23 protein-coding genes are annotated in these 20,879 nt (G+C 36.8%); 12 read left to right on the forward strand and 11 right to left on the reverse strand.

Going from position 1 to position 20,879, the window contains the following annotated elements; genetic code table 11:
- Positions 1–31: 31 nt before the first annotated feature.
- The 3 genes from M2372_RS17740 to M2372_RS17750 all read left to right on the forward strand — a co-directional run bounded on the left by M2372_RS17740 (position 32) and on the right by M2372_RS17750 (position 1,599).
- Positions 32–454, forward strand: coding sequence for a MarR family winged helix-turn-helix transcriptional regulator (locus M2372_RS17740; protein ID WP_115973291.1), 423 nt, complete (start codon positions 32–34; stop codon positions 452–454).
- 89 nt (positions 455–543) lie between these two features.
- A complete protein-coding gene (locus tag M2372_RS17745) occupies positions 544–1,305 on the forward strand; it encodes a hypothetical protein (protein WP_123319528.1) in 762 nt (253 codons plus the stop codon).
- A 15-nt stretch (positions 1,306–1,320) separates the two neighbouring features.
- Positions 1,321–1,599 (forward strand): hypothetical protein, encoded by a 279-nt coding sequence (locus M2372_RS17750; RefSeq protein WP_123319529.1) that lies wholly within the window; start codon positions 1,321–1,323, stop codon positions 1,597–1,599.
- 265 nt (positions 1,600–1,864) lie between these two features.
- Here M2372_RS17750 and M2372_RS17755 read toward each other — a convergent pair whose 3' ends face one another.
- The gene (locus tag M2372_RS17755) at positions 1,865–2,587 is read right to left on the reverse strand and encodes a sterol desaturase family protein (RefSeq protein ID WP_123319530.1); all 723 of its coding nucleotides are present in this window, start codon (positions 2,585–2,587) and stop codon (positions 1,865–1,867) included.
- 136 nt (positions 2,588–2,723) lie between these two features.
- Between M2372_RS17755 and M2372_RS17760 the strand changes: the two genes are divergently transcribed.
- On the forward strand, positions 2,724–3,116 hold the full coding sequence (locus tag M2372_RS17760; RefSeq protein ID WP_123319531.1) for a hypothetical protein: 393 nt from the start codon (positions 2,724–2,726) through the stop codon (positions 3,114–3,116).
- Positions 3,117–3,193: 77 nt separating this feature from the next.
- On the opposite strand, the gene M2372_RS17765 is transcribed toward M2372_RS17760, so the two are convergent.
- The 7 genes from M2372_RS17765 to M2372_RS17795 form a co-directional block, all read right to left on the reverse strand.
- Entirely contained in the window at positions 3,194–3,463 is a 270-nt protein-coding gene (locus tag M2372_RS17765) for a hypothetical protein (RefSeq protein WP_123319532.1), read from the reverse strand.
- 42 nt (positions 3,464–3,505) lie between these two features.
- Positions 3,506–4,852 (reverse strand): S41 family peptidase, encoded by a 1,347-nt coding sequence (locus M2372_RS17770; protein WP_123319533.1) that lies wholly within the window; start codon positions 4,850–4,852, stop codon positions 3,506–3,508.
- A gap of 6 nt (positions 4,853–4,858) precedes the next feature.
- Positions 4,859–5,599, reverse strand: coding sequence for a hypothetical protein (locus M2372_RS17775; RefSeq protein ID WP_228455713.1), 741 nt, complete (start codon positions 5,597–5,599; stop codon positions 4,859–4,861).
- A gap of 165 nt (positions 5,600–5,764) precedes the next feature.
- The gene (locus M2372_RS17780; RefSeq protein ID WP_123319534.1) at positions 5,765–6,691 is read right to left on the reverse strand and encodes a T9SS-dependent choice-of-anchor J family protein; all 927 of its coding nucleotides are present in this window, start codon (positions 6,689–6,691) and stop codon (positions 5,765–5,767) included.
- Between the two features lie 78 nt (positions 6,692–6,769).
- Positions 6,770–8,074, reverse strand: a complete 1,305-nt coding sequence (locus tag M2372_RS17785; RefSeq protein WP_123319535.1) for a hypothetical protein — start codon at positions 8,072–8,074, stop codon at positions 6,770–6,772.
- A 315-nt stretch (positions 8,075–8,389) separates the two neighbouring features.
- Positions 8,390–11,671, reverse strand: a complete 3,282-nt coding sequence (locus M2372_RS17790; protein WP_123319536.1) for a TonB-dependent receptor — start codon at positions 11,669–11,671, stop codon at positions 8,390–8,392.
- Positions 11,672–11,724: 53 nt separating this feature from the next.
- Positions 11,725–12,672, reverse strand: a complete 948-nt coding sequence (locus M2372_RS17795) for a FecR family protein (RefSeq protein WP_228455714.1) — start codon at positions 12,670–12,672, stop codon at positions 11,725–11,727.
- A 242-nt stretch (positions 12,673–12,914) separates the two neighbouring features.
- On the opposite strand from M2372_RS17795, the gene M2372_RS17800 reads away from it, so the two are divergent.
- Positions 12,915–13,541, forward strand: a complete 627-nt coding sequence (locus tag M2372_RS17800; protein WP_123319538.1) for an RNA polymerase sigma factor — start codon at positions 12,915–12,917, stop codon at positions 13,539–13,541.
- Between the two features lie 154 nt (positions 13,542–13,695).
- Positions 13,696–14,589, forward strand: a complete 894-nt coding sequence (locus tag M2372_RS17805) for a GNAT family N-acetyltransferase (protein ID WP_115973303.1) — start codon at positions 13,696–13,698, stop codon at positions 14,587–14,589.
- Between the two features lie 16 nt (positions 14,590–14,605).
- Here M2372_RS17805 and hxpB read toward each other — a convergent pair whose 3' ends face one another.
- Both hxpB and M2372_RS17815 read right to left on the reverse strand, forming a co-directional pair.
- On the reverse strand, positions 14,606–15,253 hold the full coding sequence (hxpB, locus tag M2372_RS17810; protein WP_115973304.1) for a hexitol phosphatase HxpB: 648 nt from the start codon (positions 15,251–15,253) through the stop codon (positions 14,606–14,608).
- A 32-nt stretch (positions 15,254–15,285) separates the two neighbouring features.
- On the reverse strand, positions 15,286–15,906 hold the full coding sequence (locus tag M2372_RS17815) for a metalloregulator ArsR/SmtB family transcription factor (RefSeq protein ID WP_115973305.1): 621 nt from the start codon (positions 15,904–15,906) through the stop codon (positions 15,286–15,288).
- Between the two features lie 192 nt (positions 15,907–16,098).
- On the opposite strand from M2372_RS17815, the gene M2372_RS17820 reads away from it, so the two are divergent.
- The 6 genes from M2372_RS17820 to M2372_RS17845 all read left to right on the forward strand — a co-directional run bounded on the left by M2372_RS17820 (position 16,099) and on the right by M2372_RS17845 (position 19,703).
- Positions 16,099–16,725 carry a superoxide dismutase gene (locus tag M2372_RS17820; protein ID WP_123319539.1) on the forward strand — a complete coding sequence of 209 codons (627 nt, stop codon included), beginning with the start codon at positions 16,099–16,101 and terminating at the stop codon, positions 16,723–16,725.
- Between the two features lie 32 nt (positions 16,726–16,757).
- Entirely contained in the window at positions 16,758–17,258 is a 501-nt protein-coding gene (locus M2372_RS17825) for a DUF2480 family protein (RefSeq protein WP_123319540.1), read from the forward strand.
- Between the two features lie 5 nt (positions 17,259–17,263).
- A complete protein-coding gene (locus tag M2372_RS17830) occupies positions 17,264–17,833 on the forward strand; it encodes an NADPH-dependent FMN reductase (protein WP_123319541.1) in 570 nt (189 codons plus the stop codon).
- A gap of 1 nt (position 17,834) precedes the next feature.
- On the forward strand, positions 17,835–18,887 hold the full coding sequence (locus M2372_RS17835) for an NAD(P)/FAD-dependent oxidoreductase (protein ID WP_123319542.1): 1,053 nt from the start codon (positions 17,835–17,837) through the stop codon (positions 18,885–18,887).
- A 5-nt stretch (positions 18,888–18,892) separates the two neighbouring features.
- Positions 18,893–19,216, forward strand: coding sequence for a 2Fe-2S iron-sulfur cluster-binding protein (locus M2372_RS17840; RefSeq protein ID WP_115973310.1), 324 nt, complete (start codon positions 18,893–18,895; stop codon positions 19,214–19,216).
- 136 nt (positions 19,217–19,352) lie between these two features.
- A complete protein-coding gene (locus M2372_RS17845; RefSeq protein WP_123320105.1) occupies positions 19,353–19,703 on the forward strand; it encodes a 4Fe-4S dicluster domain-containing protein in 351 nt (116 codons plus the stop codon).
- A 93-nt stretch (positions 19,704–19,796) separates the two neighbouring features.
- Here the strand turns inward: M2372_RS17845 and M2372_RS17850 are convergent, their stop codons facing one another.
- A complete protein-coding gene (locus tag M2372_RS17850) occupies positions 19,797–20,732 on the reverse strand; it encodes a ketopantoate reductase family protein (RefSeq protein ID WP_123319543.1) in 936 nt (311 codons plus the stop codon).
- Positions 20,733–20,879 lie beyond the last annotated feature (147 nt).

Genomic DNA, 20,879 nt, shown 5'->3' on the forward strand with positions numbered 1-20,879 from the left:
ATAGTTAACTAAGTTAATCAAAATTCATTCCATGAAACCTACTGAAAAAAAATTTTTTGATACGTTTACCGATTTCCAGTGTCTTATTCTCGCTCATATGAACAGAGGAGATATTAATGGAATAACGGCTTCTCATTATAATATAATTGAATTTATTCTTCGTAAAAAAGGATCAACAGGAAAAGAGATCGCTACCGCTTTTAAAATTACTCCTGCAGCCGTTTCCAAGCAGTTGAAAACACTCATCAGCAATGGCTTTATTGTTCAAATTCAGGATGAAATGGACCGGAGAAAGTTCAATCTTTCAGCAACTGAAAAAGGCAGGTTTGTGGTTGAAAACTCTGAAACATTCCGAAAAAAAATCACACAGCAAGCTGCAACAATACTCAGTTCCGCTGAGCTTAAACATTTTAATGACCTGCTGGGCAAAATTTTGAAGGAAATCAAACTTTAATCTATCTGATTCCCTATAATTAATTTGTATTTTTGGGAAACACAAAACATTGTAACACCATAATCATTTAAAAAATTAATTTCGACTCTATGAGTGAACTGATCAAACTTTTCCCGGCCTATGAAGATGTATTTTATGATGACCTGGAAAATCACAAAAAATATTTTCTCCCTATCTGTTCTTTTAATCTCCAACTTCTTGACTCTTCTAAAAATGAATGGCTTCATATTGTTTCTGTGAAGGAAATTTATGATGGCTGTGTAGGAGAAGAGAGACCTGAATATCATACCCAATTTACCAAAGAGGATATGCTTGGCTTTGATATTATTGAGGGTAAATACAAATTTGATGCAGACTGGAATTACTTCCAAACCTCTACAGAAATCACTCCTGAACAATACGATCAACAATTTTCTGAGCTGGACATTGAATATAATATGAATGAAGCCATGTACCAGCTGAAAAAAGCCTATTTCAACAAGCATGGAAAGCTCTACGACAAATACTCTTACAGACCAGGCCTTACTATTGAAGATATCCGCAGACTGGAAAGGTTACGCCAGCTAACGGTTGAAGATCTTGAAAAAGATGAAGATTCGGATTATATGGTGGAAAGAACAGAGCAAAAGTTATATGGCATCTTTGAAGAGCTTAATATTGAGAGAAAGAGCCTTGAAGACTCTAATTTTGGTGGTGAAAATCTTATGAATAAACCGACCCTGAACGGTAAATTATTAGATTATATCGCCTGTATCGAAGGATATGATTTTCAACAAAGTGCTGCCGATCAGATCTTTTTATTCCATGATGATTCCATTAAAAAAGCAGTAATCTGTTTTGAATACACCTAAAATTCTTCTTTAAAAATGTCAAAAAAATATACTGAATGCTCTCTCCACGGAAAGCAGGAAATAGGTTTGTTGTGTACCCATCTCGCTCATAGTCTTCTGGATAGAATTCCTGTAGGTTTTAATGAATTTGATGATGCAGATCTTGGCCGCCCTGATGCCTGGTGCGATGAATGTGCAGAAGCTGAGAATCAGATTGAAACAGATCAGGACCAGGAAGACTGGTTCGTGAATTGTGACTATAAAATTCTTTGTACAGCCTGCTGGGATGAAGCTAAGGAATTGAATGCGAATTAGGTTGGAAGCGGGAAGCCAGAAGTTGGGAGTTATTATTCTCCACCTACTTCTGATCATCTTTTTATAAATATTCTAAGTATGTGGTAAAAAAAATTAAAACCACATTGCAACATAGTTTTTAAACAAAATAAAACTATTAATTCGTGTATCTGTGGCTATTAAAAAGCCTTTAAAAGATCTACATAATCTGTAAAATCTGCGTGAGAATTTACCCATTCCAATTTTATCTCAATTAATTTTATCCTAAGAAATAAACAGATGTCATCTACTTATACGTTTTAAACAATCTGTCCCAAATGGAAGTGTAGAAACCAAAATTCTTAGTTTCATCCAAATGATGCTGATTATGAAATCTGGTAGTCCCCACAAAAAATCGGTCAAAACTGGCAGGAAAAAATTCACGGTTCAAATGCCCAATGGTTCCCCAGATAAGGTTAATGGACAGGTAAATAGAAATTGAAATGACAGAAAAATTATAGCAAAGTAATAATACCAGCATCATGAGTCCAAATCCTATGGTTTCAAAGGGATGAAGAACAAAAAGGCTCAGGTAGTTGGTGCTTACATGCTCGTGATGTTTTCCATGAATCATTTTATATACAAAAGGTAAATGGGCTGCGTAATGAAAAAAATACATGAAGAGATCCATTAAAAGAAGTAATGCTAAGACCTCAGCAAAAATGGCTAATCCTGATTGGGTATTTCCCAGCACAATCCATCCGTTTTTCCATAAAAAAACTCCGATCAGCATCACAAGGCTATTACAGATAACCGTAAAAAGACTGAGATAAAAATCTGATGCTGAAACAGGATGGTCTTTCTCCTGTAATGGGTTTTTACGACAGGTCTTATCAATAAAAAGATACAACCCTATTGAAAATAAGTAAAGAAAAAGATTACTCATCAGACTGAATACGATCCATTCCGGCCAGGAAAACTGCCAGAATATTTTTAAATAACCGGAAAGTACAGTCTCATTAAAATTCATAAACTTGTTAACTTTCAACTTGAGACTATAAAAATATGAATTTTACCTTTAATATCAGCCTCCATCACTCATCTATTACGGATTTCCATAACAGGAATAATGTAATTTTTCACTTTCTTTGCGCAAAATTTTTAAAATGAAGAAATTATTATTGATGTTGGCAATCACAGGTGCATCATTCATCTTTGCACAAGAAACTCCTAAGTACGTTTACGCGGAAATTGTTGGAACTTCCAAATTTATGAGTAAAAAAGTAACTGTTGAAATTGACTATGGTCAGGCTACAAGTTTCTGGGAAAGCAACAGAATGAAAAATCAGGATGGTTCTAATAAAGAATTTAACTCGATGGTGGATGCTATGAATTATATGGGATCATTGGGATGGGATTTTGAACAGGCTTATGTTGTTACAACAGGCCAGCAAAATGTATATCACTGGCTAATGAGAAAAGAGTTTGCCCATCTTGATAATGATATTAAAGAAGAATTAAAGAAAAGTTTCCCTACAAAACGTGATTTAAAACAATAATCTCAATAATAAAAAAAGCCCATTTAGGGCTTTTTTATATTAATAGTACTCCACTTGATCTACTGGTGGAAAACGAATTACTTCTGTCTTGTTTTTCTCTTAATTTCGCGGAGCCTCACTGTCAGTTTCTTTCTTAGATCATTATGATAGGCTCTGTAGTTTTTTATGCTTTCTTCAAGGTTCTTTTTATTTTTCAGATATTCTTCATACAGATTACTCAACTCGGCAATCTGTGTAATGACGTCAGATGAAGGGGTTTCAGAATCATCTGCAGCTTCTATCAACAGGCGGTAATATTCAATACGGCTGGTAAGGCTTGTGTGAAGTTTTGGTTCTATTCCCTGCATGGTCTTAATTTTTAATGAGCGTTTCTTAGGTCAGAATGTATGCTATAAATTCCTGCCAACAGCTATTGGAGGCACATCACTCTGATATAAGATCTTAACTTCTCCGGTAGATGCTTCTTTATGTACAGATTTAAAATAAGTTCCGTTCAAAACAGAGGAAATCAATATTTCATCGGGGTGACCTAAAGGCAATAACGGCAGTGCAGCATATTCATTAACTGAAACCTGTGGCAAAATTCCGTTACTGTATTCACCAGTACCATTAGCATTAAATACTTTATAAATTACCGGATGCATCTGCCAACGGATCTTTTGTGGTTTCCGTTTGTCTTCCACGGTAAATCCTGCCATATCTTTTCCCAGCGTTACATCCCCAACCTGAATTACCTGAAGATAAGGTTTCAGATTATTGATGACTATTTCAGCAGCGGAAGCTGTACTGTTTGAAGTCAGAATATAGACTTTATTCAACCCTAAAGCATTTGTACGTAAAGTATTAAAATCAAGCGCTTTCGGGTCATAAACGATCTGCTGGCCAAATGTTCTCTTCACTTCACCACCATTTTTATTTCCTTTAAAAATGATGAATGGAGAAGCAGATGATATTCCCGAAGGAATCAGAGAGCAGAGAGCAGCAGCGGCAGACACTGATCCTCCGTAATTATACCGAAGATCAAGAATAAGTTCCTGTACTCCGGCGGCTTTAAACTCTGCAAATCTCTGGCTGAGTTTCTGTGTTATTCCATCCGGAAAATCATAAATATAAAGATAGCCTGCCTTTTTACCGTTTTTTTCAAATATTTTAGACAATAACGGTTGCTCAAAGGATAATCCATAATATACCTTAATCTCCTTTTCACCAGTAACCGTTCCATTGCTCCAGCTTCCTACGTTAAGATCTAAGACTGTAAGATCTTTCATAGAAGAAGTTATGGCTTCAGCGTTGCTTGCCGTCACTGTTTTTCCATTGATTTTGGTAATAATCATTCCACGCTCAAGTCCCGCATTGAATGCAGGGGAATCTTTAAGAACTAATTTAATCACCGTTACCACTTCCCCATTGGTCTGCTGAAGAACAGTATAATCGAAACCATACATATTCCGGATCGAACGTGGATAACTGGAGGGATCTTCAGTATTTACAATAAAAGAAAACCGGTCCTGGGGAGCCAGCAGACTTTTAAAAAATTCTTTTACAGGAAGATGATAGTCCGGTTTGGCGGGTATCTGATCTGCCCAGTAATAATACCGTTTCAGACTATCCCGTACCCAAAGGTTAACAGATTCTGTACTTCCTTCAGGAAAGGCAGGAGGGTTTTCATCATTATCCGTGCAGGAAATGAGGAGTATGATGGCTGCTATGAATTGAAGTTTAAAAAAGTTTTTCATCACTGATTATAAGTATTCTGCTACATCAACATCTCCTTTTACTACCCATACTCCATTTTCTGACTTTTCCTGCAGGATGATCATATTAGCACCCATATCCTGTTTTATTTTTACCTTAATCATTGCTGATCCGGCATAAGGTTCTGTAGTTCCTGGTTTGTACAATTCTAGATATACAGGAGCTGTTGAACTGAAAGAACTATAGATTTTTACAGGAGTGAAACTATCTTTTCCTATATTATCAAATTCTGCCAGTATGGTACCGTTTTCTCTTTTTAAAACACCTTTGATATTTTTAAGGGGTGATCCTGAAAATTCGCCCAGATTCGGGAAAATAAATTCAAACCCTACTTTCCCGAGATTAACCTGTGGTTTTATCGCCTCAGCCTGCAGAAAGATCCCCGGAAGATTGAAGAAATATAGTTTTTTATAGTTCTCTATGTTATCATAGGTAAGGTTATATTGCATCACTTCCTTCCCTGTTTCATTATTATATATTGCCAGCTTGTTGGTTTCTCCTTCATCCACGACAAACTCAAGTTTGGTTTCTATTTTATTGGTATAGGAGGTTTTCCCGTCAATAGATACAGGTTCTCCGTTAAGCCTCAACTGAAGTATGTCCGGCTTAGAGTATCCTTTGATAGTTACTTCTCCAGGTTTTTGTGCCACATCATATTTTTCCATCACCGTATTGTCTGTACAGGAACACAATATGATGCATAATAGCAGTGCAAAGATCTTATTCATCTTTTATATTATTTTAATCTTAAAAATATTGCCCTGCCTCATTGTGCAGGGCAATACACAATTATAAAAAAACTAGTTGGATATGTTCTGGATAACCTCTTCTTTTACAAGGGTCATCCATTATTGTATAGTAAAATTTCATGGTCAGTTTTTAAAACAGAATGTTTATTTTTTAATAAAACTCAAACGTTCTGTAGTTTTTCCATCAGTTATTTCCGCTATGTATACTCCTTCTGATAAAACTGCTGTACTGATTAATCTTGAGTACTGAGTTGTAAGAACTTTCTGTCCTGCTGCATTATAAATATGAATTGCTGTTATATTTTCTTTTAATGCAGGATTAAGCTGAAGCTGTAAGTATTCTTTCACCGGATTTTCTGCAATTTTTGTCAGATTTTCTTTCTTTTTTACATCTTTTGTGCTTAGAGTTGAGGATGTAGCATAGATAGCCATTTCATCAATATTGATATTCATGATATTATTTCCGCTGGCATTTCTGTTGGCCCACATTCCTATATAAATTTTCTTTCCTGCAAAAGCAGAAAGGTCTACAAGGCTTTCTCCAAATTGAGTAAGATCTGCCGGAAAAGGATTAGTTGAAGAACCTACCTGTATTTTATATGGACTTTGAAGATAGTTTCCTGACCCATCTACTGTCATTGCCTGAAAATCAGCTAAACCAGGAACTTCTTTTTGAGGAGTACTTACATAGATATAAAGATCCCGGCTCACAATAATATGGGAAGCTCTCTGTCTTCCAATGGCAGAAGTAAGAGTGATAGTTCCTGATGCCCCGGTGAGGTCAATCTGAGGAGAAATAATCCAGTCATTTTCAGTTCCAAATCCTGTAGCACTTCCTGATGGAACCAGGTTTGTAGAGTGTCTTAGAACACCTGTGCTCCCGTAGGTTAAAGAGGTACCATTGTGATAGATATTGGCTCCTTGAATCCATCCGTTGTTGTTACCATTCAGATCATGGAATGTCCACCCCTGAAGATCGTCAGGAGTATCAAAAGTATTTCCCCAAACCAGAGATTGTGCTGTGGCCAGCTGAGATAAAAACAGAACAGATGATAAAATTATTTTTTTCATGATACTGATTATTAATATTTTTAAAAGAAAAAAGAAAGCAAGGAATGAACATAGGCCGTTCCTTGCTTGTATAATTTTTTAGTTTACAATAGCAAAATTGTATTTTGTCCAATTACCCTGGAAATTTCCACAGTTTCTTGGCGATACATTCCAGCTTCCTTCGTTAAAGAATGGCTGACTCATTCCCCATAATGCAGCTGTACTTCCTGTAAGAAGGTTAGCTGTTGGGATTCCCGTAGTTCCAGCTCCTGTAACAGAAGTTGTAAATCCATGCACCTGAATTGACGCGAAATTAGAAGCTGAAGAAAGCTCAGATCCTGGATTTTCTACTTTGATTCCTACAGGATATCCTGTTACTACAGCATTGTTTAATGTTAATTTACCATATCTCCTGATGTGGATACCATTTTCGTAAGCTGCTCCCTGTCCTGCATTTCCGAATTTAGCTCCAATAATAGTAAGGTTATTGATAACAGGATTTGTGATTAATGCTGTAGCCGTACCTGTTGCATTGTTATCAAGCTCAATACCGTTAGAGTCAGGGCTACCACCGCTTACAGTGTGTGATGAATTGTAATCAGCTAAAGAAAGAGCACATGTAATTGTTCCTGTATACCCGTTATCAAAGTCAAAATTATCATCTTCTGCAGCAAAAGAAATCAGATTGGAAGCATTCACTGTTCCTCCGAAGAATTCAAAAGAGTCATCCTGTCCGTAAGAAACCTGGATGTGATCTAAAGTAGTCCCGTTTCCAACACCAGCTAACGTCAAAGCATTAACTTCGTTTCCGGAATTAGCCCCTACGAAATCATAACCTGCAAATTCAATACGAACATATTTCATGATCCCAGCATTATGTCCAGAGATTGTTCCACCAAAATAGAATTCAGGATTATTAGTAGGAAGCCCCTCTACAGTTGTTGTAAAAGGTACGTTGGTAGGAGCATCTCCCAAAAGAATTACCCCTCCAAAATCTCCCGGAGTAGCTGTAGTATCTTCATCTCCGTCTAAAAGTCTGTAACTTGTAAAAACAATAGGTTGAGATTCAGTTCCGGTAGCGTTGATTTTTCCTGTTTTGGTAATCACAAGGATCCCAGAACCTTCTCCTATAGCATTAGGTTTTGCTTTGATAAATGTGCCTGGCTGAATGGTAAGTGTTGCTCCGTCTTTAACGGCTACAGTACCATCAATTTCAATGACTCCACTCCATGTTGTATTGGAAGTAATAGGTCCACTCACTTTAGTAACAGGTAGTGCAGAAGCTGTAAGATATTCAGCTGAAGTAGATTTCATTTCAAATGGCGTTGAAGAATCTGCTAAATGATCGTTCTGACAAGCTGTAAGAGATAATGCAGCAACTGCAATTAGAGTTAATCTTTTCATTGTTATAATTTTTGGTAAATCCGGTTATTTATTTTTATGACCGGAAGTTTTTTAATATTCAGAAATATCCACCTCTATATTTCTGCGATTTGGTTATTGTTTACATCTTACAGACCATGAGGAGCTGAGCTGTCTGAGTTCCCTGTTTATCCGCTATTTTCCGGGAAAAGTCCATAGCGTCCGGTTTTTGATTGATCTGGTACTGCTGTGCGCATCATCAGTATTATTCCGGGCCATTTTCCAGGTTTCCGAAACCTGTACACCTCTATATTGAGAGCTCTTTTTATTGTTTGAGTTATTAGTATTAATGCGATATTAGAATGTATAATTGATACTTAGCCCGAATATTCTTCCGCTGTAAGCACGGAATACAACTTTATCAATATCTTTATCATATCTATTGGTAGCACCAGGTACAAGTTCCTGCAGTTCTCTGGCAGTCTTATTCCCTATATTGTCAGTATATCCCAGATAAGAGTTGAAATTGTTATAATATTCCTTTACCCTGTTGAACATATTCCTTACATTCAGCTTCAGTTCCAAATTCCTGTTTTTTAAGAATTTATATGAGATCTGTGCATCTGCTACAGCATAAGGGCGCTGGATTTCTTCTCCGTTATAAGCATATCCTACAGTAATATACTGATCCCCTTTAGCATTATATAAAAAGCTGAATCCCAGTCTTTCTCCATCATATATTAATCCTACGTTATAAGCATAAGGAGTTTGCCCGTAAAGAGGTCTGTCTACTTCATAAGTGGCATCCTGATCTGTTGTATTCCCTTTATCTTTAAAGGCAATTACTTTTGTAATATTATAGGTGAAATTTCCATTGATGAAGAGTTTTTCAAGGAAAGAATTAGGTGCAATGAAGCCCAGATTTTTCCTAACTTCTGCTTCAAATCCTTTCAATTTTGCATTTTTAGAATTTCCGTTGTAGAGCTGTAAGTTTCCTTCTCCGGTAATGTATCCTTCCCTTTCAATAGGTCTGTCAATATCTTTGTAATACAGCCCTGCTGAAAATATTTCTCCTAATCCCGGAAACCACTCAAATTTAAAATCGTAATTATTAACTGTAGATGATACCATATGGGTATTGAATATCTGCCCATTAGCTATCGGATCAAAATAAGGCAATCCGGTTCTTTCATTAAACTGGGGACGAATTACCGTCTTATTGTAGGCTAATCTCAGATTTATTTTACTGGTGGGACTATACGTAAAATTGGCTGAAGGCATCCATTGCCATGGCTTATCATCTATACCCGTTTGGGGGAAATTATTGGAGTCTTTGGATTCCATTTGCTGAGAAACAAGGTCATATTGAAAGTATTCTGCACGCAATCCCCAGACTAATCTGAATTTATTTTTCCAACGGTTGTCAAACATCACATACATAGCATGCTGCTCAACTTCTCCTTCATATTTACCATCTACATATAATGGTCTTGTCTCCCACCCTATTCCTCCAGGTGCATAATGAGAGCCGTCAAACCAGTCAGCAAGAGATCCGTACATTTCCAAAAATTTAGGATTTGGAACACTCCTGTTTCCATCTACTCTCAATAAAAATTTCTGCTGTTGATTGGTATTGGATTTTGAAGCTCCTGCGTATCCTATTTTAATATCATTTTTAAAGTCCCCTCTGTTCATGCCCCATTTGAAAGAAGCTCCATAATTATAATCTGTTTCTTTGCTGGCAATGAATCCTCTTGCAAAATCACTTGCAGAATTATTGGCTACGTGATAATTCAGAATCTCACGTCCTATAAATTTATATAAAGTATTGTATTGAGTATAATCCTTAGTGTCTGATGAAACTCCCGTTCTGGCAGCAAACCAGTTAACCTCTATATTTCCGAACTTATGATTTCCTTCCAGCTTATTCTGTAAAAACATCTGATAAACAGGATAAACTGTATTATTTGTAAAAGGTTTGTCTAATGACGCGATTTTTGACGGATCATTATTAGGAGCTATTCCGTGATAAAAATAATTGTACGAAGCTTCTGCTTCAGCGGGTGAACCACTTCCATTAGTATACTCATCCCATCCTGTAATCCTTGTCAGGGTATTATCATAGATATGGGTATATGAATTACGGAATGAAAACCTGTTCTTTCCTAACTGCAATCCAAAATTCAACATCCCAGCTACCGTAGAATTATAATTATAAGAAGCTCCTGAATTTTTAAAATTATAAAAAGGCATTTTCCCATTGGCATCAAATGCAGTACCTGACGTATCCAGCCAATTGCCCCTTCCCGTATGATCTATATCCAGCTTATTCTGTTCGTTTCTCATAATAAATGCTCCGGCAAAGCCCCATTTGTTATTATTTTTAAGAGCATAGGTTCTTCCTAAAGCAAGCTGTAAATTGGAGCCCATATCTCCTCTTGTCTTGTAATTTGTGAAGTTGTCATTTTTAAACTGGCGGGATTGTTCAAAAAACATCGGATTGGTCCAGTTCATAGCCTGAAGACCCTGAGGAAAATCTCTTGTTCCGTCATCGTACCCGAAATAATCGTACTTTCCTCTTTTGCGGGTCAGGAATTCTTTAAAAGCAGATTGATCGTTATAAGAAGTTCCCATACTTATGGTGGTAAAATTCTCATTGGGAATATCTTTGGTTCTTACCTCTACAAAACCTCCTGCAAAACTGGCATTCATATCCGGTGTTGCAGATTTACTTACAACAACACTTTCCACCATTGACGTAGGAATAATATCAAAAGAGAAGTTCTGATTGTAAGCTTCCGTACTCGGCAGATTAATTCCATCCATAGCAGCTGTATTCCAACGTTCTCCCATAGATCGTACCACAACATATTTATTATCTATAGTGGTGATTCCTGTTACTCTTTTCAATGTTCCGCCCAGATCATTATCCGGTGTTTTAGCAATCTGTTCAGCAGAAATTCCGTCACTCATCTGGGCTGCTTTTTTCTGCTGAGCCAATAATCCAGCCTGAGTATCTGCTTTACGGGTTGCTGTCACTACTACTTCTTTAATATCTGTAATTTTATCAGATGCCCTGTTCAATGCAAATGAAACCGTATTGGTCTCTTTATTGCTGACCGATAATTTTTCTACCCGAAGCGTATTGTATTTAGGTGCTTTCACCGTCATGTTATAAAGCCCTGAAGGCAGGTCTACAGAGAAATCTCCATTATTGTCTGTCACAGCTGATTTCCCTGCAATATTAATCTCTGCTCCGGCCACTGGATTTCCTACTTCATCTACTATTTTTCCGGAGATCCGTCCGTTTCCCGGAATAGAAGTATTAGAACTCTCATATTTTACTGAAATAAGATCTCCATGTAAACGGAATACTACAGGAAGTCCATTGGTAATATCTTTCAGGCAATTATTGATAGAAGAATTTTCACATTTTACTCCTTTTACCTTCAGCTCTTTAATATCATATTTTGAATATGCCAGCCTCATTCCTGTTTTCCCTGCAAATTCTTCCAGAACTTCAATTAACGGTCTGCTGGAAGGAACAGAAAATGAAACTTTCTGAACCAATTCCTGTGCTTCTGCTGCAACAGTAAAAAATAGGGCTGCTATGGTAAAACCACATTTCAAACTTTTCATACGTAAGTGTTCTCTTTTGATTAAGGTTATCTGATTATTTTTTTTTTTGATATTTATTTTTTCAGGATATAGGCATTATCATTTTTCTGAACTTCACACCCCAGAATAAAGGCTAGTGCTTCAATATTTTCACCAACAGTTCCTCCTGTGAAATCTGCTGTAATCTTTTTATCTTCTGCTTCTTTTGGATAATGAATTTTTGTACTGTAATTCCCTTCCAGCACTGTAATCACCTCTTTTAACGGAACATCATTAAAACTTAAAGACAGGAGCTTAGGATTCTCTTTCCCGGAAACTTTGTCAGGAGCAAATGAAATAATAGCTGTTGTACGGGAAACCCCAAGATTGGTCCATTTCTGATTGGGCTTCAGATAAGAAATAGGCACACCGGCAGAAGATACAGCCACTTTTCCTTCATAAAGATCTACTGCTTTTTTCTTCCCGGATTGGGACACTTTAAACACCGTTCCCAATACTTTCGTACTGAAACCTTCGGCATGAACAATGAAAGGATGAATTTTTGATTTGGCTACAGAAAAAATAGCATCTCCTTTTAAATCCACTACTCTGGTAGAAGCAGGAAATGATTTTGCCACCGTAAGTTCTGCTCCTGGTAATAAGGTTACCACAGATCCGTCTTCAAGACGAACAATCCTGTTTTCGGATACAGCAAGATAAACATCCGGCTTGATGAATGTATGGTAAGTAAAAAGTCCGCCTAATGTTAAAAACAGAATAATGACCGCAGCGATTTTGTAGACACTGCTCTGAAGACGATTTCTTTTCCCTATTTTTTTATAAGGAATGAAATAATGCTCAAGACCAGCCAGAACTCTTTCTTTAGATTCCTGCAAATGAACTTCATCCAGATCTTTTTCTGCATAAACTTTCCATTTCTCTAAAATTTCCTTTTCCTTTTCAGAGATCTTTTCCTCTGAAACTTCACGGCTCCAAAGTCTGAAAACAAAGGCCTCGATATTTTTATAATTAAAACGTTTCATAAAATATTTCATAGTATTCACCGATACTTCTATCAATAAGACTATGAAAATGAGAAACTTCCCCAGGTCATTTTTAATATTCTGTTCATATTAACAGCAAAACCCAAAGAGTTTTCAATCTATTTTACATTTACTAAACATTAAATTCACAATTAAGGGATATTTACCAGAAATATTTAACCTTACCATAATTAAAGTTCACAAAAAGTTAATTTTCCTTTAGGTAATTTTGTTGCAGCAATATGAGCCTAACAGATTCTACTTTATTAAAGCAAATAAAATCAGGTGACAGACCTGCATTTATGTTGTTATATGACCGGTATTGGGATAATCTATACCGTTTTGTTTTCGTGCGGACAAGGGATAAAGAGGTTTCCGAAGAGCTGCTTCAGAATTTATGGATAAAGATTCTTGAAAATACAGAGATGATACAAACAGATGAAGCAGAAAGTGCGAAAGGCTATCTGCTGCGCCATCTGCATTATCGGATTCTGGATTACTATAATAGCCTTAAAAAAGCACCCCCAACATTAAGTATTGATGAATTTGATATTCCTGCAGAAATAGATGTTTCAGACAGTGAATATTTTGAAATTCTTGAGGAAAATGAGGTCAGTATTTTATTATCTATGATTGATGAAATCGTTCTGCAACTTCCGTCAACCGAACAGCAGGTGTATGATATGAGGATCCGAAAAAACAGATCTGTCAATGAAACAGCAGAAGCCCTGGGAATTAGCAATAAGACAGTAAGTAATAAATTAAGTAAGGCGCTGGGCGAGATCCGAGAACAGCTGAGCCCGGAATATCAATCTTCCAAAAAACTAATCTCCATTTTAATGCTGATGGAACTGCTCACGAAATATTGAATAAAACAGGTACCATTTTATTTGCTCTATCAGCAACCAATATTTTCTTTAAATTTATTACTTTTAAATCCTTCCGCTTTTCTTATAGATAAATCTCTGAATTATAGCACAGAATCTATTTTTTTTATTATTTTTAGCTACTAAAACTAAAATCATGCAGGAGAGAACGATTCTGGAGGGGCACGAAAATATAAAATACCATTTTAAAAGTTTTAATGAACTTTATGAGCTAGCATTAGATGGCGACTATGAGCCTTGGTATTCTATGGAATATTGGGATGAAACTTTTATTCCTTTTTTTATTTTAGAAGACACTAAAGTAATTGCTAATGTCTCTGTAGCTCCCATGAATATGGTTTTAAAAGGACAAAATTACTACTGTTTGCAAATCGGGAGCGTTATGACTCACCCTGAATATAGGAATCAAGGGCTATCCAAATATTTAATGAATTATGTAATGGAAAAATATAAAGATCAATACGAATTCTTTTATTTATTTGCTAATGAAACAGTATTGGATTTTTACCCGAAATTTGGTTTTACCCGAGTTGATGAGAGTGATTTTATTTTAAGAGATATGACGAATATTCATGGTAAAAAATCAGACTGGCAGCCTTTATCAATCAATGATCCGAAGCATATTTCCTTGATGGAGAAATTCAGTAAAGTACATGCTTCTTTATCTAATACTATAGATTTCAGTCCCAATTCCTGCTTGGCAATGTATCATTTTCTTCTTCAATTTGATGAATCAATTTATTACTCAGCAGAAAAAGAATGCATCGTGATCATGGAATATGACAAAGAAATGCTCAGAATCTATGATATTTTATCTACAAAATTGTTTAATCTGGAAGAAATAGTCTCAACAATAATCCTAGAAGAAACCCAACAGATACAATTCTTTTTTGTTCCTGATACTGATTTTGGAGGCAAGCTGGAGGTAAAACTTAATCCTTTCGATGAAGATGCACTGCATATTTTTCCTCAGGAAAACAGAAAACTTTTTCCAAAGCATTTTATATTTCCTTTAACCTCACATTACTAGTAGCAAGTAAAGATAATTAGTGGATTAAAACAGGTAACAAACCTTCCTTAAAATCCTTTATTTTAAAATCTGCCTGCTCAAAATCTATACTTTGATCATTGTTGGTAAAGACTATGGTCTTCATTCCGGCTGCTTTAGCAGCCTTCAATCCGGAATGGCTATCTTCAATGGCAATACATTGCTCTGGTAATATTTCCAGTTTTTGGGCAGCAGTAAGATATACTGCCGGATGGGGTTTTCCCTGCTCCTCAAATTCCGATGAGTGAACCGTATCGAAGTAATCACGGATCTGAAGTTTTTCAAGAACAGCATCAGCAACCCGTAAAGGGGCATTGGTAGCCAATCCTATTTTATATTCTTTATTTTTAAGATCTTTAACAAATTCCTGTATTCCGGACATCGTACAGTTTTCAGTCTGTATCAGCTCAATCACTTTAGATACAACTTCATGTTCTACAGAAGGTACATCCAGATTTTCCCAAGGAAATTTTCCGTACCAGAATTCTGTAACTTCTTTTGTAGTCATATATTTTGTCTGGGCAGCCAGCTCATCCGTTATCTGAACACCATATGATGAAAATACTTCCAGTTCCGCTTTTGCCCAGAAGCCTTCAGAGTCTACAAGAACCCCGTCCATATCAAAAATTACTGCCTTTAAAGCCATACGTAAGAATAAGTTTAAAGAATTAAAATATATTACTGACTGATTTTATAAACACACCGCTGTCCACCTGAAATAATATGATCTACCCTTTCCACATGATATTCTTTTCCAATCAGTGACTGGAAATTTGAAAGCTCAGCTCTGCAAAACCCTTGACATTCCGTAGCAGCAGCACAAATAGGGCAATGGTTTTCTATGAGGAAATATTCTTTTCCTTCTTTTTTCCATTCTGCCATATAGCCTTCCTTGCTTCTGGCTTCGGCCAGAGCTTCCAACTTCTGTTCTAAAGTTTTAGTGGTGGAAAGCTCCTTTTCATAACGTTCATAAGTATTCTTTTCCCTATCACTTATTAACAGATCCAAGGCATTTTCCCCCAAAATATTTTTTACAGATTTTAAAAGCTGAACCGTTACTTCCGCATGGGTATCCGGAAATTGTGCCAATCCTTTATCGGTAAGGATATAATAAGTAGAAGGACGCCCTACGCCTTCACTCTTCATTGTCGGTTCAATCAATCCGGCCTCTGCTAGGTTCAGTAAATGCTTTCTCGCTCCTTCTTTTGTGATGGATAACTCTTTAGCAATCAGAAGTGAAGTGGCTTCCCCTCTCATCTTTAAAAACATCAGAATGCGATCTGCTGCCGGTTTCTTCATTTGACAATATTTAGGTTGTTTTATTTTCCACAACAAAGATAGTCATTTTCTATAATCTTTAATTTCAACAATCAAAACACTGTTTTACAACACATTATAATAAAACTCACTTCAATTAATAAAACAACTATAAAGTTGTTTTATTCAAATATATTGTTACCTTTGTCTCACATTAATCAAAAAATAAATGCAATGAAACCATTTACACTACCTCAATTGTCTTATGCATATGATGCATTGGAACCCTTTATAGATAAAGATACAATGACTATCCACCATCAGCGTCACCATCAGGCTTATGTAGATAATCTGAACGCTGCTTTGGAACAGACCAACGAAACCAATCCTGATCTTGATTCCTTGCTACAAAGAATCAGTGAATACAGCCCGGCAGTGAGAAATAACGGTGGTGGACATTTTAATCATTCTTTATTCTGGGAAATTCTTTCTCCACAACCTAAAACAAGTCCTGAAGGAAAATTAGCGGAAGCTATTACTACCACATTTGGAAGTCTTGAAGATCTTAAAGCAGAGATGAAAAAGGCAGGACTTGGGCAATTCGGTTCCGGATGGGTTTGGCTGTATGTAAAATTCAACGGATCTGTTGCTGTAAGTGCTACTCCTAATCAGGATAATCCTATGATGGATGTTCTTCCGGTAAACAGAGGCTTTCCAATTCTTGGAATTGATGTTTGGGAACATGCCTATTATCTGGCTTATCAGAATAAAAGAGCAGATTATCTGGATTCATTCTGGTCGGTATTAGATTGGGCTTCTGTAGAGAAAAAATATGAAGAAGCGCTTTCAAAAATAAGATAACACATAACATTTTCAGTATAAAAATAGAAGCAATGGATACTCAGGTTTTCGTCAATAAAGCAGCTGCTTCAGGCATTATTGCATTTGACTTTTTAAACTATAAACCCACTACAGAAATTGTAGAATTAGATATTAAAGATCATCTTTTTATGGGGATGATTGTCAAGGAAAAAGAATTTAAAGAGTCAATTTCAGCAGTAGACTATTCTGTGTACCAAAACAAGGCTGTTGGAATTGTTTGTTCAACGGATGCTATTATTCCGCCCTGGGCTTATATGCTTCTCATGGAAAAGCTTTCACCCTATGCTGTTTATGTAGATTTAAACAGTGCCGAAAAAGTATTGCTTGATCTTTGGAAACGCCGCCTGATCTATGCGGACCTAAGAGATTTTAAAGATCAGAAAGTAGTTGTCAGGGCAAGTAATTCCCATGATCCTGCCCTTTATGTATTAGCCACTGAGCTTTTAAAACCTTTAGTAAAGAGCCTGATGTATGGTGAAATAGGGCTCCCAAAAGTAATTTTCAAAAAATAAACAAAATGAAAGCAATCATATTCAACGGATCTCTGGAAAGAAGAACAGAATCTACTTCCGGATTAATCTCTGCCTATATATCAGAGCAGCTGGAAGCACTTGGGATCCGCACTGATATTTTTACCCTCGCCGATTCAGGGATTCCCTTATTTGATGTCACTCTGAATAAAACACCTTTGGCTGTGGAAAGAATGACTCAAATGTTTCAGGATGCCGATCTTCATTTCTGGCTGGCTCCTCTCTATCACGGAAGCATTCCGGGTGTGATGAAGAACTGCCTCGACTGGCTGGAAGTAACGGCCAATACTTATGAACCTTATCTTACAGACAAAACTGTTGGTCTGGTATGCTGGGCAGATGGTTTACAGGCAATGCAGGGAATCAATGCGATGGATACCATTGCCAAATCATTACGGGCATGGCCACTTCCCTTTAGTGTTCCTATTCTCAGAACATCCTTATTTGATCATGAGAATCCAAAGCAAATCTCAGCATTCTATTGCGGTAAGCTTGATAAGCTTATCAGTATTGCTGCAACAAAGAAAATAGAAAAAACGATAATAAATCAATCATAACATGATAGAAACAGATATACTGATTATTGGTGCCGGCCCCGCAGGGTTATTTACAGTTTTTGAAGCCGGCCTTCTCAAAATGCGTTGCCATATTATTGATGCATTACCACAGATGGGAGGCCAGTTATCAGAATTATATCCCAAGAAACCCATATTCGATATTCCTGGGTTCCCAAGTGTATTGGCAGGAGAGCTGGTTGATAATCTTTATGAGCAAATCAAACAGTTTGAACCCGGATTTACCCTTAATGAAACGGCTGTACATCTTCTGAAACTGGAAGAAAACCTGTTTGAAGTGATCACAGATAAAGGGACAAAACATAGAGCTAAGGCAGTTGTGATTGCCGGCGGTCTGGGGAGTTTTGAACCTAAAAAACCACCTATTGAAGACATTTCCCTGTATGAAGACCGTGGGGTGAACTATTTCATCAAACGTCCGGAAGATTATGCAGGAAAACGTGTAGTAATTGCCGGTGGCGGAGATTCTGCCCTGGACTGGACTATCCATTTGGCAGAAATAGCTTCGTCATTAACTTTAATTCACAGACGGAATGAATTCAGGGGCGCCCTGGATTCGGTGGAAAAAGTGAAAAAACTAAAGCATGAAGGAAAAATCAATCTGATCACTCCGGCAGAGGTTATTGCTCTTAAAGGCAAAGATACTCTACAGGAAATTGTGGTGGAAAAAGAAGGCGTTATTAAGACCATCGAGACTGATCATTTCATCCCTTTATTCGGATTGGTTCCTAAATTAGGACCATTGACAGATTGGGGACTGGAACTGGAGAAAAATGCAATTAAAGTGGATAACAGCACCGATTTCCAGACTAATATCGGTGGCGTTTATGCTGTAGGCGATATCAATACTTATCCTTTTAAAATGAAGCTGATTCTGTGTGGATTCCATGAAGCAGCCATCGTCTGCCAAAGTATCTATCAGCGGCTGAATCCTAACAAAAAATTTGTCTTAAAATATACTACGGTAAGCGGTATTGAAGGTTTTGACGGAACGAAGAAACAAGCCGAAAAGCAAGTAGTAGCAACGATTGACTAATAACCATGAAAGATGAAATTACAATCACAGTGACAGATCAGACCGGTATTCAACACACCCTGATCTGTCCACTGGAGATGGGACTTACTTTAAAAGATATCTGTAAAGCCTACGAATTACCTATGGAAGCCATGTGCGGCGGAATGGCCATGTGCGCCACCTGCCATTGCTATATTCTGAATGGAGCGGCCTCATTGTCTGAAAAAAATGATGTGGAAGAGGCCCTTCTTTCGGAGCTCTTTACCTCTAAAGAAATCAGCAGGTTAGCATGCCAGATCTATCTGACTGCTCAAATGGATGGACTTTCCATAGAAATTGCAGCAGATTAACAGATTCAAGATAAAGTTTGCACAGTTTATGATGTAATAAATTGTTGGAACTGTTTTAATTAAGTTTAGTAGGGATTTCTAAAACAGTACAATGTTGAAGGAATCCCTTTTTTATAACATTTTAAATATAAAAACTATGGCTATTAAAATAACAGATGACTGCATCAACTGTGGTGCCTGTGAACCGGAATGCCCTAATTCAGCCATTTACGAGGGAGCCATCGACTGGCGTTGGCAGGATAAAACCAAACTTTCGGGTAAAGTAACTTTCCCAGACAGTACAGAAGCAGATGCCGGAGCTTATAATCAGGCCGTTTCGGACGAAGTCTATTATATTGTATCCGGAAAATGTACAGAATGTAAAGGTTTTCATGAGGAGCCTCAGTGTAAGGCAGTATGTCCGGTAGACTGCTGTATTGATGACCCGGATCATCGCGAAACAGAGGAAGTATTGTTTGACCGGCAGCATTTCATGCACGGCGCTTAATTCAAAACTATGAATTACTATAGTTATTCTGTCTTTCTAAATTAAATTAACCACATAGAAGTCTATGTGGTTAATATTTTTTATTTCGCTTACCTATTTTGCTTTAATCTCATTATAGATCTTTTGAGTAAAAGAGGTATCAAGATGAACATCTGCTCCATATTTTAAAACAGCTCCGGCAAACAGTTCCAATTCATTATCTTTCTTTCCGGAATGAATATCTAATTGTAAAGATGTTGGAGTTTCAAAAGGAAATGTAGACGCTTTTTCAAAGGTTTTTTCTATAATATCTTCCGCAAGCTGGATTTGCTTTTTATCAGCAATCTGCTTTATTTCTTTCATAATTTCCGTGGCTTCGTGTTTCTGTTCTTCATCTGCACAAACAGTTCCTATAGATGAATTATGTTTCGCAGTTACCAGTCCGAAGCTTGCAATGAAAATAAATTTAGTCCAGATATCCGTTAAAGAATTATCTTTAAAATCAAAATCTATTTTACTTTCCTGAAGTAAATCCGTTACCCATACAACATCATTGGAAAAATGTTCAGGATCTCTTCCCACAATCATCTTTCCTGCTTTTCCTTTATGCTCTACCGTTCCTCTTTCTTTAATATGAGATGCCACATAAATACAGGTTGGCAGAATAACATGGTCCGGAATTATTTTTCTGATTCTGTCATAAATATCTGCACCATTCATCATAGGAAGGAGTATTGTATCTTTAGTAATAACCTCTTTAAGCTGTCTACAGACATTTTCAAGATCATATTCTTTTACACAGATCAAAACCAGATCAGGATTTTGAATATCACTGATATTTTGCACAATAGCATTAGGATGAGTGCGGTCATTGGGATGTTCCGGTGAAAGTAAAACCAATCCGTTTTCTTTTACTTTATTATAAGTTTCCCCTCTTGCCACAAAGGAAACGGTATATTTTTCCGAAGTCTCATTAACCTGATTGATCTTAAAACCAAAATATCCGCCTACTCCTCCTAATCCTACAACTACAATATGCTTTTTGTTCATGAAATTATTTTTGACAAAGATGGATGACAAATTTGAATCTACCACTTGACAAATGAAAAGAAATGATAATTTGAAAGACAATATTGGAAGAGGGAGGCTGGAAGCTGGAAGTTATGGAGGTCCCAAAATAAGTTTTATTCTATTTTA

The organism is Chryseobacterium sp. BIGb0232 (genome assembly GCF_024810195.1).
Classification (GTDB): Bacteria; Bacteroidota; Bacteroidia; order Flavobacteriales; family Weeksellaceae; genus Chryseobacterium; species Chryseobacterium pennae.

Bases quoted from the DNA above. Each gene is read 5' to 3' on its own strand.
- M2372_RS17740 (WP_115973291.1), top strand. From the start codon at position 32: ATGAAACCTACTGAAAAAAAATTTTTTGATACGTTTACCGATTTCCAG.
- M2372_RS17745 (WP_123319528.1), top strand. From the start codon at position 544: ATGAGTGAACTGATCAAACTTTTCCCGGCCTATGAAGATGTATTTTAT.
- M2372_RS17750 (WP_123319529.1), top strand. From the start codon at position 1,321: ATGTCAAAAAAATATACTGAATGCTCTCTCCACGGAAAGCAGGAAATA.
- M2372_RS17755 (WP_123319530.1), bottom strand. From the start codon at position 2,587: ATGAATTTTAATGAGACTGTACTTTCCGGTTATTTAAAAATATTCTGG.
- M2372_RS17760 (WP_123319531.1), top strand. From the start codon at position 2,724: ATGAAGAAATTATTATTGATGTTGGCAATCACAGGTGCATCATTCATC.
- M2372_RS17765 (WP_123319532.1), bottom strand. From the start codon at position 3,463: ATGCAGGGAATAGAACCAAAACTTCACACAAGCCTTACCAGCCGTATT.
- M2372_RS17770 (WP_123319533.1), bottom strand. From the start codon at position 4,852: ATGAAAAACTTTTTTAAACTTCAATTCATAGCAGCCATCATACTCCTC.
- M2372_RS17775 (WP_228455713.1), bottom strand. From the start codon at position 5,599: ATGAATAAGATCTTTGCACTGCTATTATGCATCATATTGTGTTCCTGT.
- M2372_RS17780 (WP_123319534.1), bottom strand. From the start codon at position 6,691: ATGAAAAAAATAATTTTATCATCTGTTCTGTTTTTATCTCAGCTGGCC.
- M2372_RS17785 (WP_123319535.1), bottom strand. From the start codon at position 8,074: ATGAAAAGATTAACTCTAATTGCAGTTGCTGCATTATCTCTTACAGCT.
- M2372_RS17790 (WP_123319536.1), bottom strand. From the start codon at position 11,671: ATGAAAAGTTTGAAATGTGGTTTTACCATAGCAGCCCTATTTTTTACT.
- M2372_RS17795 (WP_228455714.1), bottom strand. From the start codon at position 12,672: ATGAAACGTTTTAATTATAAAAATATCGAGGCCTTTGTTTTCAGACTT.
- M2372_RS17800 (WP_123319538.1), top strand. From the start codon at position 12,915: ATGAGCCTAACAGATTCTACTTTATTAAAGCAAATAAAATCAGGTGAC.
- M2372_RS17805 (WP_115973303.1), top strand. From the start codon at position 13,696: ATGCAGGAGAGAACGATTCTGGAGGGGCACGAAAATATAAAATACCAT.
- hxpB (WP_115973304.1), bottom strand. From the start codon at position 15,253: ATGGCTTTAAAGGCAGTAATTTTTGATATGGACGGGGTTCTTGTAGAC.
- M2372_RS17815 (WP_115973305.1), bottom strand. From the start codon at position 15,906: ATGAAGAAACCGGCAGCAGATCGCATTCTGATGTTTTTAAAGATGAGA.
- M2372_RS17820 (WP_123319539.1), top strand. From the start codon at position 16,099: ATGAAACCATTTACACTACCTCAATTGTCTTATGCATATGATGCATTG.
- M2372_RS17825 (WP_123319540.1), top strand. From the start codon at position 16,758: ATGGATACTCAGGTTTTCGTCAATAAAGCAGCTGCTTCAGGCATTATT.
- M2372_RS17830 (WP_123319541.1), top strand. From the start codon at position 17,264: ATGAAAGCAATCATATTCAACGGATCTCTGGAAAGAAGAACAGAATCT.
- M2372_RS17835 (WP_123319542.1), top strand. From the start codon at position 17,835: ATGATAGAAACAGATATACTGATTATTGGTGCCGGCCCCGCAGGGTTA.
- M2372_RS17840 (WP_115973310.1), top strand. From the start codon at position 18,893: ATGAAAGATGAAATTACAATCACAGTGACAGATCAGACCGGTATTCAA.
- M2372_RS17845 (WP_123320105.1), top strand. From the start codon at position 19,353: ATGGCTATTAAAATAACAGATGACTGCATCAACTGTGGTGCCTGTGAA.
- M2372_RS17850 (WP_123319543.1), bottom strand. From the start codon at position 20,732: ATGAACAAAAAGCATATTGTAGTTGTAGGATTAGGAGGAGTAGGCGGA.